The sequence below is a fragment of the Paenimyroides ceti genome, from assembly GCF_030409925.1.
On the sequence record NZ_JAUFQU010000085.1, the window covers coordinates 1 to 13,718 of the forward strand.

The following is a 13,718-nucleotide window of genomic DNA, read 5'->3' on the forward strand; positions in this document are numbered from 1 at the left end:
TCGGTCTTTGTGTCCTGTCCAATGAATAATTTCATGAAAAACAGTTGAATAATATGCATCCTTATTTTTGAAATACTGCGGTTTTGGTAAATGAATTTCATCTCTTCCTGGAATATAATACGCTTCGCCTTGTACTAAATGTTGTAATGATAAATTTTTGGTTTCAATTAAACCATTAATAAAATTTTCGGCACATTCGTCAAGCTCAATGAGTTCAACATCAGCAATAATTGGAAACTCACAATCATTTATATTTTCAACGTTATCCGTATGAAATACACGATAATACTTCATAAAGCTTTTTACCCGATATTGCTTTTGTTTGGTGCTATCTAAAGCCTTAAAATCAGCAAGTTGAATACGTTCTTCCGTTTCTTTATGTCTAATATCATAACTAAAGTATTGTATTGGTAATGACTTTGAACCTTTCTTAATTTTACCTTTTGATTTAGTAATTTGATTAAAAGTCGCATAATAGCAATTGAAACGCTTATTTATCAACATATCAAGTGCCAATATAAATTGTTCTATATTGATTGTCTTACAAAATTCAATATAGTATTGTCAAACAAAGAATGATCATTGATAAAAGTAGTTTCAATAGGTAAATAATACAACTGATCAGGATGTATTTTACCTTTCAAGCGCATAAAATCTTTTTCGGTAGTGATAATTTTTTTTCCGTTCGCTTTCAATATTATCTTCTGAATATCCGTTTCAGAAAAATGATGATGATCCGGAAAAGTTATGGTTTTCGTTCTGCCAATTTTCAGATGATCATAAAAGTAATGAGGTTTTGCAATTCCGGCTACGGCGATAAAAGCTTCTCTATCTATTTCTTGCAATTCAATTGGTTCAATTCCATTATATATGTACTTGTCGTACGATATTGAAGTAAAAAACAATTGCTGATGTTTAAGAATAGAAAGTTTATTGGCAATTTTTTCCTGAGCATCAGAAGAGAGATTCGGAGGGCATTTTGTTACAATAATAACATCAGCCCTGCTGGCTCCTTTTTTAGATTCCCTTAAATTACCTGCCGGTAATAATAGGTCATCCATATATAAATCATTATACTTGGTTAGTAGAATAGTAAACCCCGCTTTAATGTGACGATGCTGGTAGGCATCATCCAAAAGAACTACCTCTGTTTGTGGTAATTTTTTCATTATCTGACGCACACCGTTTACTCTGTCCGTATCTACAGCTACATATATATCTTTAAATTTGGTAAATATTGATACGGTTCGTCTCCTATGTCTTCCATTCTTGAGGTTTTATCTGCCAGATAAAATCCTGTCGTTTTTCGTTTGTAGCCACGGCTGAGAGTTACTACACGGAATTGTGGCTCTAATAAACGGATCAAATACTCTATCTGTGGCGTTTTGCCTGTACCTCCTACACTAAGGTTACCAACACAAATAATAGGAATATCAAAAGAAATCTGCTCTTTCCAGGATTGATCAAATGCTATATTACGCAATTGTGTTACTGCATCATATACAACAGAAAACGGAAATAGTAATTTTCTAAACGATATCATAACACGAAAGTAGCTATTTTTTTTATCTTTGAAGGTCGGAGCGTATTATAAAATCTCCTGTTTAATATGAAAATAAAGAAATAATCCCGATTTTAGAAGAAATGGCTCCTTTGGGGTACGCCGAAGATTTGATAATGTGGGTTTACTGATAGGTGATGCTGAAACAGAAATAACAGCAGTACTTGTATGTCATGATGCGATTGAAAGCATTGTTGAAGAGGCCATAGAGAAGAAATGTAATCTTATTATATGTTTCCATCCTATTCTTTTTTCGGGTTTAAAAAAAATTACCGTAAAAATTATGTGGAAAGAGCTGTGTTGAAAGCCATCAGAAATGACATTTCTATTTATGCGGTTCATACCGCTCTGGATAACCACCAAAATGGTGTCAATAAAATTTTCTCTGACACTTTAGGGCTGATGTCTCCTAAAATACTCATCCCAAAACAGTCTTATATATATAAACTTTGCACATATGTACCGGCAAATGCAGCAGCTTCCCTAAAAGATGCTTTGTTCAGAGCCGGAGCCGGAGCTATCGGAAATTATGATATGTGTAGTTTTACTTCGGAAGGTACAGGTTCTTTCAGAGGAAATGATGCCAGTAATCCTGTATATGGTACAAAAGGAACAATAACTTATGCTGAAGAAACCAAAATTGAGCTTATTTTTGAAAACCATCTGCAATCAAAAATACTTAAGGCATTGTTCCAAAACCATCCGTATGAAGAAGTTGCTTATGAGATCAGTAAATTAGAAAATGTACATCAGTCTATTGGAATGGGAATGATTGGGGAGTTGCCGGAAGCTATGCACGAAAAAGAATTTCTGCTAATGGTAAAAGAAAAAACAGGTACCGGAGGTATCAGGCATAGTGCTTTTCTCAACAAACCTATAAAAAAAGTAGCCGTTTTAGGAGGATCAGGAAGTTTTGCCATCAAAAATGCTTTGCAGCAGGGAGCAGATGCTTTTATCACAGCGGACCTCAAATACCATCAGTTTTATGAGGCTGAAAATCAATTATTATTAGCTGACATAGGCCATTTTGAAAGCGAAAGATATATAAAAAATTATATTGTTGATTATCTTACAAAAAAAATTACTACTTTTGCGATTATTTTATGTGAGAGAAACACAAATCCAGTAAACTACCTATAGATATGACAAAGAAAGCAGAACTTACTGTCGAGGAAAAATTAAGAGCATTATATGATTTGCAATTGATTGACTCCAGAATTGATGAAATTAGAAACATGAGAGGAGAATTGCCTCTTGAAGTGGAAGATTTAAAAGACGAAGTTGCTGGACTAACTACTCGTTTGCAAAAATTAAACTCTGAATTAGAAACAGTAGAGGAGCAGATTAAGGTAAAGAAAATGACATCGATACCTTTAAAGAATCCATCAAAAAGTATACAGAACAACAAAAAGATGTTCGTAACAACAGAGAGTTCAACTCTTTGACAAAAGAGATTGAATTTCAGAATTTAGAAATTGAATTAGCTGAAAAGCACATTAAAGAATTCAAAGCTACTATTGAGCACAAGAAAAACATTATTGCTCAGACCTCAGAAAAATTAGAGTCAAAGTCTACACATTTACAGCATAAAGAATCTGAATTAAACAGTATTTTATCTGAAACTGAAAAAGAAGAATCGTTATTAGCTGAAAAATCAAAAGAATTTGCAGACTTGATTGAAGAGCGTTTATTAAATGCATACACACGTATCAGAAACGGAGTAAAAAATCGTTTGGCGGTGGTATCTATAGAGCGAGGAGCATCTGCAGGATCTTTCTTTACCATCCCACCTCAGGTACAGGTAGAAATTGCAGCACGTAAAAAAATCATGACAGATGAGCATAGCGGAAGAATTTTGATTGACAGTGCTCTAGCTGAAGAAGAAAAAGAAAAAATTGATGCGATTATCGCAAAATTAAAATAAATTTGAAGCCTCTCTTAAAGAGGCTTTTTTTTATGAACTACTGGAAAAATTTAAAATATCGGTTACTTACCAAAGGTGCAGGGTTTTACATCAATGTTCTGGCTCTTTTTAAAGCTCAGCGGGCTGCTTCTTTAGCATATACCTTATTTTCTGTACCACGCGAAGGTAAACTCCTTGCCTTCACTCCTTTTCTGGAGAAGTCTCAAAAAAAGATATTATCGTTTCAGGAATATAAAATCCAGACGTATCAATGGCCAAATGATGGAGAAACAATTCTGCTCATACACGGATGGGAAAGTAACTCTAACCGCTGGCAGGGTCTTATACAATATTTTAAAAAGAAAAAAAATTACAATATCATTTCTTTAGATGCCCCTGGTCAGGGCATGAGTTCGGGCAAAGAACTGAATCCGATTCTATATAGTCAATTCATCCATGAAGTATGCAAGGAATTTAACCCTGATTACCTGATAGGACATTCTCTGGGCGGACTTACCATGTTTTACTATCAATCTCTGTATAAATTCCCTTCAGTAAAAAAAGTAGTGGGGTTGGGAAGTCCAAACCGGTTTTCACGTATTACAAATAATTACCAGAAATTACTTTCCCTGAGCCAAACCTCATTTCATCACTATATTTCAATTTTTAAAAATCGATTTGAAATTGACATTAAACAATTCAATACAGAACATTTTATTAAACATATCGATCAGCCTATCCTTATTATTCATGATAAAAGCGATCTGATAGTGCCTTATGAAGATGCTTTGGAAATCACAGAAAAAAATCCGGAAGTTACTTTTATTCCAACAGAAAATTTAGGTCACAGTCTTTATAATCAGAATGTGTATAAAAATATCATCGGATTTCTCGAAAGAAAAGATGTTTAGTTTAATGATCGCTGAACCTGATCCATAATCTGATCATAACTCATTTTTCGTGTATCTATTCCAATCTTGTCTGGGCCGTAAGGTGTATACATGTTTAGATCCGTAACAGAAAAAAGACCAATAAGCGGAGAGGTAACCGCACTTCCCAAATGCATCATTCCACTGTCTGCACATATAAAAAGATCCAGATTTTGTAAAAAACCTGCAATTTCACGAATGTCTTTACTATAATAAGAAGGTGCTTTAAATGCTATCTGAGAAACATTTTCTACCGGTAAAACTTCTATGATATTGTACTCAGTACCAAAACGCTGCATCAATCTCTCATAAACATTTGCCCACCATTCTTCTGAATAACATTTTTCACCAGTGGCAAAGGTATAAATACCGATTGTTTTCTTATCATTCTTAACCAATTTATCCAACAAATCCTTACCCTGAGCCAGTTCTTTATCATTTACTTTGATATCCAGCACCGGAATAGCCGTTTTTTTATCCTCGATTCCCAACATATTCAGATAGTAACGAAGATTATAAATGGCATTTTTGGCCATGTGATTATAATCACTATATTGTTTTTCCAATAGTTCAATCTTTTCACCGAAAAATTTATAACGGGCACGTGCTACTTTTGTAGACAACCTTCCGGACGATGAGTTTTGAACTACATTGATGACCATATCATATTTCTTTTTCTTCAATTTAAACCAGACACCAAAGTAGTCCAGCAAATGTTTAAAAGTTTTTTAGGCAAATTATAAATAGTCTCTACCTCTTTATAGTTTTCAAAAATTATCGGTGAAAGCGTACCCCTTACAAATAAATCAATAGTACAATTTGGAAAAGTATCGATCACTTCATGAACCAAAGGTGTCATCATCAGCTGATTCCCCAGTCTGTTGTTTGGCCTGCTGATCAACACACGTTTTACCGTCAACGGATCGATAGGATCATATTTTGTATAATCAATGGTTTTTCCGATATTTTGGTCAATCCTTTGGTTACTCTTCTTCTGATAACATTGACTTCCTTTAGTAAGCTCATTTTAAATCAAGGGTTCGTTCATATTTAGATGCTACAAACATACTAATAAACCTATTATTTTTTATATCACATGATTATTTTTTTTTATATCGGAGACCATAATATATTTAGTAATTTTGCATTATGGAAGAATTGACAAGACTGAACAAATTTTTATCAGAAGCAGGTTATTGTTCACGCAGAGAAGCTGACAAACTTATTGAACAGGAAAGAGTAACCGTCAACGGGCAGCTTCCTGAAATGGGTACTAAAGTGAGTAAGAATGACGAAATAAGAGTGGATGGCACCCTCATAGGAGAAAATAACGAAGCTTCCGTTTATCTCGCATTTAATAAACCGGCCGGTATTGAATGTACAACCAATCATTCAGTAAGAAACAATATTGTTGATTACATCAACTATCCCAAGCGTATTTTTCCGGTTGGCAGATTAGACAAAGATTCTGAAGGTTTGATCATTATGACGAATGACGGAGACATTGTCAATAAAATTTTGCGCGCCAGAAACAATCATGAAAAAGAATATATCGTTACGGTTGACAAGCCTATAACAGATCGCTTTATAAGTCGTATGGGAAGCGGAGTTCCGATACTGGATACCATAACCAAAAACTGCCGCGTTGAAAAAATAAGCAGAACGGTTTTCAGAATTTTTCTTACACAGGGTCTCAACCGGCAGATACGCAGAATGTGCGAGCATTTTGATTACCAGGTTGTAGCTTTAAAAAGAGTACGCATCATGAACATTTCTTTGGATGTGCCTTTAGGAAAATACCGTGAGATATCGGCTAAAGAAATGAAAGAACTCAATAGCCTTTTAGAAGAATCTACCAAAACGGAAGAAGGCAGTCTGCCTAAAAACCAATACGGTATCGAGAAAAGTAACGCCGCCTCCAACAAAAGACAAATCTTTTAATCGCAGTAAAAGGAGCATTGAAGAGCGTCCGCTTAAAAACGAACGTAGAAATCCTCGTAATACCAAATAAAAAAAGAGCTTTACAGCTCTTTTTTCTCATTAACAAATCAATATTTAGTTTGATAAACTGAATATTTGCCAGCACCCAAAAAAAAGATGGCTACAGAAACGAATAAATAAAAAATATTCAACTCCGCATTCCATGCACCAAATTCATTAATCTGAAAAGCAGTTCCTGAAAAAGCCAGATAGATAGACATTGCCATTGTAAAAGCAATAACCAAAGAAGCTGTTCGTGTAAACAATCCCAAGATCAGAAATACAGGAAACAATACTTCGCCAATAGGAACTCCCAACCAGAGAAATTCGGGTAATCCTTTATTTTTCAACGAACTGATTATAAAATCATGTCCGTGGGTTAATTTATGTATACCATGAAACAACATAAGACCTCCTACTGTAATCCGAAGAAGTAATTTTCCGATGTCATGATTTATATGTGACATTTGTGTTGACATATCCGTCATTATTTTAATGTAATATAATCAAAACTATTCATAAAAAATGTATCAGAAGATAATCCAGATTAAGAAATAGCCAATATGAGGTATAAACAATAATGATTCTCTTATATGATGCCCATTTTTTGCATGATAAACGTCGCATTTCTGTTTTCACAGATGCCATCCTGCATCTTATAATCAAAGCAAAGTTCATCATTAATAATAGCGACTTCAAATCGTTTGTTTGCCAGAATCTCCGGATACTTATAAGTGGTTTTACAAACTTCAAGATCATGTGTGGCAATCATTCCAGTTGCCTGTGTACATATGATTTTTTCTACTACTCCGATGGTACCCGAAGTTTTATCATCTGAATTAGTTCCTTTCAGAATTTCATCCAAAAGTATAAAAACCGGTTTTTCAGCTGCGTGTTCTACAATTGTTTTCAAGCGTTTTACCTCTGCATAAAAAAAGGATTCACTATCGTTGAGTGAATCGGTCAAACGCATAGATACCCATAACTCCATTGGTGCCACTGTTGCAAACTCAGCACAAACTGTAGCTCCCGCATTTGCCAAAACAAGATTAACACCAACAGTTCTCAGAAATGTACTTTTCCCTGACATATTAGACCCTGTGAGAATAACAAATCTGTTTTGGGTAAAATCAATGTCATTGCAAACTCTTTTCTCTGCTCTTATTAACGGATGTCCTAAAGCAGTAAATTTAAATTCGTTATTATGATTGATGTGCGGAAAGGCAAAATTGGGATTATTATAAGCACAATTTGCGAGACTGTTAAGCGCTTCTACTTCTCCTGCTATTTCAAACCATCGGATCAGTTGCAGGGCGTGTTGTTTTTTCCACCTGATAACTTGTTGAAGTACGTGATTATGGTATTGAAAAAATCCATTAAAAACAATCATCACAAATATATTCGCAATGGTCTGTAGTTTTTCAAATGAGCTGACAACCGAAGTATGGCATCACTGGCTTTCTGGTTGTCCTTTATCAATTCTCTTTGAAGAGCTGTTAACTGGACTGAAGAAAAATTCTTCTGTTCAATTTCACGAAGAATACCACCATAGTTGGAGAGTGTATGGGAAATTTTATCCGAGCTTACTATTTCCTGCTGCATGCGTTTGCTATTAATAGAAAACAACATTAAATTCAATACAAAAAGAAATGAGGTAAGTTTTCCCACGAGCAGATCTGAAGTAATCAGATAAGCAACAGCACTAAACAGAAATACAACCGGAACCAGATAACTCAATAAGATTTTAATTTTTGAAAACGAAGCCGGCTCCTGCGTACACCATTGTTTTAATTTTTCAAAATCAACTTTTGAGTCATTGGATATTTTTGTCAAAGCATTAATTTTCTGCCTCCAATCTATCTCACCACTAAGCTCTTTTACAGCTTCCTGTCGTTTAACAATGACTTTTTCAGAAGAAGGATGCAACAATATACGGGCTAAAAATCTTTTCCTACATAGGAAGCCGTTCTGTTGATGTACTGAAAAATAGAGGAAGTACCGAAAATATCCAGATCATAAGAATATGGGTGTTGAGAATCTGTATATTCCGCTCCGTCATCAAAAGAATTAGTCCCCTTTTCCAAAAAGTTCAGTTCGTCTTCATTAATTTGCATAAGAGCCTTATGATATGCCAGCTTTTTTGAAACCGACTGATATCTGTTGATCAATATCACAAATAAAACCACCATTCCAAAACTGATATAGCCGTACAAAGCATTTTCTGTTCTCAAAAAAAGATAGAACAAATAAATAATCCCCAAAATCGTTACTACTCGTAAATAACTCAGAACATTAGAAGTTTTCTTAAGATCGTGATGGATAGATTGATATTTTTTGAAAAGTGTCTGATAGGTGTGCATATATTTTTATAATCTATAATGTAAACATAAAAAAACCATCTGAATTTTCCAGATGGTCTTTGATTTTTTAGATAAAAACTATTCTTTTGCTTTTGCACGTCTTTCACGTGCAAGTAATGTGTTTTTTAATAACATGGCAATCGTCATCTGGGCGACACCTCCGTGACACGGAGTAATAAAAGATGCTTTTTTACTTACATTTTCAAAATCAACATCTCCTTGTATCACATATCCTTTTGGATGACTATCATCAGCAACGCGCGTGATTCCGACATCGATAACCACCACATCATCCTTAACCATTTCCGCCTTCAGATAGTTAGGCACTCCCAATGCTGTAATAATGATATCTGCCTGTGTAGTAATCTGGCTGATGTTTTTTGTATGACTGTGTGTCAACGTTACTGTTGAGTTGCCCGGAAAGCCTTTTCTACCCATCAATATACTCATCGGCCTTCCTACAATGTGTGATCTTCCAATTACAACAGTATGTTTTCCCTGTGTCTGTACATTATAACGTTCTAATAATTCTAAAATACCGAAAGGTGTAGCAGGAATAAAAGTACTCATATCCAAGGCCATTCTTCCGAAATTCTCAGGATGAAAGCCATCAACATCTTTACTCGGGTCAACCGCCATTAAGACCTTTTGCTCATTGATCTGAGGAGGTAATGGCAACTGTATAATGAACCCGTCAATATCATCGTTTTCATTCAGTTCCTTGATTTTTGCCAAAAGTTCCACTTCAGAAGTAGTTGCAGACATCTTTACAAGGGTAGATTCAAAACCTACACGCTCACAGGCTTTTACTTTACTGCCTACATACGTAAGGCTGGCTCCGTCGTTACCTAAAATCACGGCTGCCAAGTGAGGTACTTTCTGACCTTTAGCTTTGATTTTACTTACTTCTTCTGCGATTTCGTTTTTTATATCATCTGATATTTTTTTACCGTCTAGTAGTTGCATTTTATGTGTGTTGTGTTGTTTTAAAGTTATTTGAGCCCCATTCCTTTCATCTGCCCCATCATACGCATCAGGTTTTTACCTTTTGTACCCTGCATCATCTTCATCATTTTACTCATCTGATCAAATTGTTTCAGCAACTGATTTACCTGTTGGATATCAGTTCCCGAACCTTTTGCGATACGCATTTTTCTCTTTGCATCCAAAACAGCCGGTCTGCTTCTTTCTGCCGGAGTCATAGAGTGAATAATTGCTTCTATATGTTTGAAGGCATCGTCTTCAATTTCCACATCTTTTAAGGCTTTACCAACCCCCGGGATCATTCCAACAAGATCTTTCATGCTTCCCATCTTCTTCACTTGCTGAATCTGAGAAAGGAAATCGTCAAAACCAAATTCATTTTTAGCAATTTTCTTCTGAAGTTTTCTTGCCTCTTCTTCGTCATACTGTTCCTGGGCGCGCTCTACCAAAGAGATCACGTCTCCCATTCCCAAAATACGGTCGGCCATACGATCCGGATAGAATACATCAATTGCATCCATTTTTTCACCGGTACCTATAAACTTAATTGGTTTGTTTACTACTGATTTAATTGTAATGGCAGCACCACCTCTGGTATCTCCATCTAATTTTGTAAGTACTACACCATCAAAATTCAAACGATCATTAAAGGCTTTTGCTGTATTTACAGCATCCTGTCCCGTCATCGAATCTACTACAAATAACGTTTCCTGAGGCTGAATCGCTTTGTGTACCTCAGCAATCTCATTCATCATCTGTTCATCAATTGCCAGACGACCCGCTGTATCGACAATAACGACATTGAAGCCATTCTGTTTGGCATGAGCGATGGCATTCTGAGCAATCTGAACAGGATTTTTATTTTCAGGTTCAGAATACACCTCTACTCCTATCTGATCTCCCACCACATGTAACTGATTGATAGCAGCAGGACGATAAATATCACAAGCCACCAAAAGAGGTTTCTTATTCTTTTTAGTTTTAGAAAATTGGCGAGTTTTCCTGAAAAAGTCGTTTTTCCCGAACCTTGTAAACCGGACATTAAAATAACAGACGGATTTCCTGAAAGGTTGATACCTGCAGCATCACCTCCCATTAATTCGACTAATTCGTCTTTTACAATCTTCACCATCAATTGCCCCGGTTGTAACGTAGTAAGTACGTTCTGACCAAGTGCATTCTCTTTTACCCGATTGGTAAAATCTTTTGCAATCTTAAAGTTAACATCGGCATCAAGCAAAGCACGACGCACTTCTTTTAAGGTTTCTGCAACGTTTACTTCTGTGATTTTTCCGTGCCCTTTTAATATATGAAAGGCTTTATCAAGTTTATCGCTTAAATTATCGAACATACATGTCTGTTTTAACTAAACAACAAAGATACTATAAAGTATTTTAAGTGTCAAAAAAAGGATTATTATAAACGCATAAAAGCTATTTTCCTGAAGAAAAACAGCTTGGAAAAAAGGAATAAAATAAAAAAACGCTGCTTTATCATAAAACAGCGTTTGCAATTTACATGCGTTCCGGAACATTGATGCCCAATAACCGGAAAGCGTTCTTTATTGTTTTTCCGACTTTATCAGACAACTGAACTCTGAATATTTTTTTAACCTCATCTTCTTCTCCGAGAATTGGCACCGACTGATAAAAGGAATTGTATTCTTTAACAAGGTCATAGGTGTAGTTGGCAATCAATGCCGGACTGTGACTTACTGCTGCATTTTGTATCACATCCGGAAATAAAGCCAATGCCTTGATGATTTCTTTTTCTTTCTCATGCATGGCATCCATTACTACCGGCTTAGAATAATCAAAAGCTGATTTTCGAAGAATGGACTGGATTCTCGCGTACGTATACTGAATGAAAGGACCTGTATTTCCAGCAAAATCAACTGACTCTTCCGGATTGAAAAGAATTCGTTTTTTCGGATCTACTTTCAAAATATAATATTTTAAGGCTCCTGAACCAATTGTTTGATATAATGTCGATTTTTCTTCTTCTGAATATCCTTCAAGTTTACCCAGCTCTTCTGAAATATTTTTAGCCGTTACCGTCATATCATGCATCAAATCATCCGCATCGACAACAGTTCCTTCCCGTGATTTCATTTTCCCTGATGGTAAATCGACCATCCCGTAAGATAAATGGTACAGTTGTGATGCCCACTCAAATCCCAGTTTTTTGAGAATTAAGAATAAAACTTTAAAATGATAATCCTGTTCGTTTCCTACCGTATATACCATTCCTCCTACATCAGGAAAATCTTTTACACGCTGTATGGCTGTTCCGATATCCTGAGTAATATAAACCGAAGTTCCGTCAGCACGCAATACCAGCTTTTCATCCAATCCGTCATCAGTAAGATCAATCCAGACAGACCCGTCTTCTTTTTAAAGAAAACGCCTTGTTTAAGACCTTCTTCCACAACATCTTTTCCTAAAAGATACGTATTGCTCTCATAATAATAGCTGTCAAAATCTACTCCGAGATTTTTATAGGTCGTTGCAAATCCATCATACACCCATTGATTCATCTTCTTCCAAAGTTCTACTACTTCTTTATCACCTGCTTCCCATTTCAGCAACATATTTTGTGCTTCCATCATTAGCGGTGCCTGCTTTTTAGCTTCTTCTTCGGTTTTCCCTGAGCCATCAACTCATTTATTTCCGATTTGTACGCTTTATCAAAAGCAACATAGAAGTTACCTACCAATTTATCTCCTTTAAGACCGGTAGATTCAGGTGTTTGCCCCTCTCCGAATTTTTGCCATGCCAGCATCGATTTACAGATATGGATTCCACGGTCATTGATGATCTGGGTTTTATATACTTTCTTACCGGAAGCTTTAATAATTTCCGCTACTGAATATCCCAATAAGTTATTTCTGATATGCCCCAAATGCAAAGGCTTATTCGTGTTTGGAGAAGAGTATTCTACCATAATTGCTTTTTGATCCGCTTCGGGTTGCACATATCCATACATATCATCTCCTTTTATATCTTTAAAGAATTGAAGATAATAGGCATCTGCTACCACCAGATTCAGAAAGCCCGCGACTACATTAAATTTAGAAATTTCGGCAGTATGCTCAACAAGGTAGTTTCCGATTTTTGTACCAATCTCTAACGGATTGCCTTTGATCATTTTCAATAGAGGGAATACAACCATTGTAATGTCTCCTTCAAATTCCCTGCGCGTTGCCTGAAATTCTACTTTCTCAATAGAAATATCAAACAATGATTGTACAGCCTGCTGTATCTGCGATGTAAGAATTTGTTGTAAACTCATGATTTCTGCTAATTTTAAATTTTAATAAGCAAAGATACATTTATCCTATTACATGCTCAAATTTTTTATTTAAGCCCGTAAAATAAGGCGTTCAGAAACTTTTTCAAAAAATACTTACTTTTTATTTCATAGAATCTGTAACAATTATACCGATTCTTGTACTAATCAATTATAACAATAAATCCGGAGGTTCCCTTGTTTGTATAGTATGCTAAACAAAGTACCTTATAATACAAAATATAATAAACAATAATCTATGAAAATGAAACTTTTACTTTTAGGAATATTCCTCTACAGCAGCGCCTCTTTTTCTCAAAATTCAGGAAGTGTGACAGGTAATATTAAAGATATGGCAACAAAAGAAGCCATTCCTTACGCTACAATTACCATCAAATCCGGAGAAGAAATTCTCACAGGTGACATGACCAATGAAGAAGGAAAATTTACCATCAAAAACATTCCTTACCAAACACTGACATTAGAGGTTGAATATATAGGGTTCAAAAATTACTCTACCACTATAACAGTTAATAATGACAAGAAAGATATTAACTTAGGTGATATATTACTTACGCAGGATTCAGAGGTTCTGGAAGGACTGGAAATTATTGCCGAAAGGTCAACCATTGAACAGCTGGTGGACAGAAAAGTAATCAATGTAGGAAAAGATCTTACTACAGCAGGTGCAACTGCCGCTGAAATAATGAACA

Annotated in this window: 13 protein-coding genes and 4 pseudogenes; 5 read left to right on the plus strand and 12 right to left on the minus strand. The window is 35.5% G+C overall.

Going from position 1 to position 13,718, the window contains the following annotated elements; genetic code table 11:
* The 3 genes from QW060_RS26395 to QW060_RS28330 form a co-directional block, all read right to left on the minus strand.
* Positions 1–516, minus strand: a 516-nt coding sequence (locus tag QW060_RS26395) for a zincin-like metallopeptidase domain-containing protein (protein ID WP_290365522.1), incomplete at its 3' end; no start/stop codon positions are given.
* Positions 517–527: 11 nt separating this feature from the next.
* Positions 528–1,181 carry a tetraacyldisaccharide 4'-kinase gene (locus QW060_RS28325; protein WP_317623270.1) on the minus strand — a complete coding sequence of 218 codons (654 nt, stop codon included), beginning with the start codon at positions 1,179–1,181 and terminating at the stop codon, positions 528–530.
* Positions 1,182–1,207: 26 nt separating this feature from the next.
* The gene (locus QW060_RS28330; protein ID WP_317623271.1) at positions 1,208–1,543 is read right to left on the minus strand and encodes a tetraacyldisaccharide 4'-kinase; all 336 of its coding nucleotides are present in this window, start codon (positions 1,541–1,543) and stop codon (positions 1,208–1,210) included.
* 136 nt (positions 1,544–1,679) lie between these two features.
* Between QW060_RS28330 and QW060_RS26405 the strand changes: the two are divergent.
* From QW060_RS26405 to QW060_RS26415, 3 genes and pseudogenes are all read left to right on the plus strand, one after another.
* Positions 1,680–2,701: pseudogene (locus tag QW060_RS26405) on the plus strand (Nif3-like dinuclear metal center hexameric protein).
* Between the two features lie 2 nt (positions 2,702–2,703).
* Positions 2,704–3,485: pseudogene (locus QW060_RS26410) on the plus strand (zinc ribbon domain-containing protein).
* Positions 3,486–3,487: 2 nt separating this feature from the next.
* The gene (locus QW060_RS26415; protein WP_290362226.1) at positions 3,488–4,375 is read left to right on the plus strand and encodes an alpha/beta hydrolase; all 888 of its coding nucleotides are present in this window, start codon (positions 3,488–3,490) and stop codon (positions 4,373–4,375) included.
* Here QW060_RS26415 and QW060_RS26420 read toward each other — a convergent pair.
* A complete protein-coding gene (locus QW060_RS26420; RefSeq protein WP_290365523.1) occupies positions 4,372–5,106 on the minus strand; it encodes a glycosyltransferase family 9 protein in 735 nt (244 codons plus the stop codon). The genes QW060_RS26415 and QW060_RS26420 overlap by 4 nt on opposite strands.
* On the minus strand, positions 5,073–5,312 hold the full coding sequence (locus tag QW060_RS26425; protein WP_290365524.1) for a glycosyltransferase family 9 protein: 240 nt from the start codon (positions 5,310–5,312) through the stop codon (positions 5,073–5,075). Before QW060_RS26425 ends, QW060_RS26420 begins: the two co-directional genes overlap by 34 nt.
* Positions 5,313–5,542: 230 nt before the next feature.
* Here QW060_RS26425 and rluF point away from each other — a divergent pair, with 230 nt between their 5' ends.
* On the plus strand, positions 5,543–6,334 hold the full coding sequence (gene rluF / locus QW060_RS26430) for a 23S rRNA pseudouridine(2604) synthase RluF (protein WP_397386146.1): 792 nt from the start codon (positions 5,543–5,545) through the stop codon (positions 6,332–6,334).
* Between the two features lie 107 nt (positions 6,335–6,441).
* On the opposite strand, the gene QW060_RS26435 is transcribed toward rluF, so the two are convergent.
* The 7 genes and pseudogenes from QW060_RS26435 to argS form a co-directional block, all read right to left on the minus strand.
* Complete coding sequence (locus QW060_RS26435; RefSeq protein WP_290362223.1) at positions 6,442–6,861, minus strand: DoxX family protein; 420 nt, start codon at positions 6,859–6,861, stop codon at positions 6,442–6,444.
* 101 nt (positions 6,862–6,962) lie between these two features.
* Positions 6,963–7,763 carry a MutS-related protein gene (locus tag QW060_RS26440; protein ID WP_290365525.1) on the minus strand — a complete coding sequence of 267 codons (801 nt, stop codon included), beginning with the start codon at positions 7,761–7,763 and terminating at the stop codon, positions 6,963–6,965.
* A complete protein-coding gene (locus QW060_RS26445; protein ID WP_290365526.1) occupies positions 7,763–8,299 on the minus strand; it encodes a hypothetical protein in 537 nt (178 codons plus the stop codon). Before QW060_RS26445 ends, QW060_RS26440 begins: the two co-directional genes overlap by 1 nt.
* Positions 8,300–8,310: 11 nt before the next feature.
* Positions 8,311–8,733 carry a hypothetical protein gene (locus tag QW060_RS26450; RefSeq protein ID WP_290365527.1) on the minus strand — a complete coding sequence of 141 codons (423 nt, stop codon included), beginning with the start codon at positions 8,731–8,733 and terminating at the stop codon, positions 8,311–8,313.
* A gap of 78 nt (positions 8,734–8,811) precedes the next feature.
* Positions 8,812–9,699 (minus strand): bifunctional 5,10-methylenetetrahydrofolate dehydrogenase/5,10-methenyltetrahydrofolate cyclohydrolase, encoded by an 888-nt coding sequence (locus QW060_RS26455; protein WP_290365528.1) that lies wholly within the window; start codon positions 9,697–9,699, stop codon positions 8,812–8,814.
* A gap of 26 nt (positions 9,700–9,725) precedes the next feature.
* Positions 9,726–11,068 (minus strand): annotated as a pseudogene (gene ffh, locus QW060_RS26460) (signal recognition particle protein).
* A 163-nt stretch (positions 11,069–11,231) separates the two neighbouring features.
* Positions 11,232–13,008 (minus strand): annotated as a pseudogene (gene argS, locus QW060_RS26465) (arginine--tRNA ligase).
* Between the two features lie 256 nt (positions 13,009–13,264).
* On the opposite strand from argS, the gene QW060_RS26470 reads away from it, so the two are divergent.
* On the plus strand, positions 13,265–13,718 hold a 454-nt coding region (locus QW060_RS26470), incomplete at its 3' end, for a carboxypeptidase-like regulatory domain-containing protein (RefSeq protein ID WP_290365529.1).

What these genes read in the sequence shown, in the direction of transcription:
- rluF (WP_397386146.1), top strand. Translation starts at nt 5,543, where the DNA reads ATGGAAGAATTGACAAGACTGAACAAATTTTTATCAGAAGCAGGTTAT.
- QW060_RS28330 (WP_317623271.1), bottom strand. Translation starts at nt 1,543, where the DNA reads ATGATATCGTTTAGAAAATTACTATTTCCGTTTTCTGTTGTATATGAT.
- QW060_RS26440 (WP_290365525.1), bottom strand. Translation starts at nt 7,763, where the DNA reads ATGATTGTTTTTAATGGATTTTTTCAATACCATAATCACGTACTTCAA.
- QW060_RS26455 (WP_290365528.1), bottom strand. Translation starts at nt 9,699, where the DNA reads ATGCAACTACTAGACGGTAAAAAAATATCAGATGATATAAAAAACGAA.
- QW060_RS26450 (WP_290365527.1), bottom strand. Translation starts at nt 8,733, where the DNA reads ATGCACACCTATCAGACACTTTTCAAAAAATATCAATCTATCCATCAC.
- QW060_RS26435 (WP_290362223.1), bottom strand. Translation starts at nt 6,861, where the DNA reads ATGACGGATATGTCAACACAAATGTCACATATAAATCATGACATCGGA.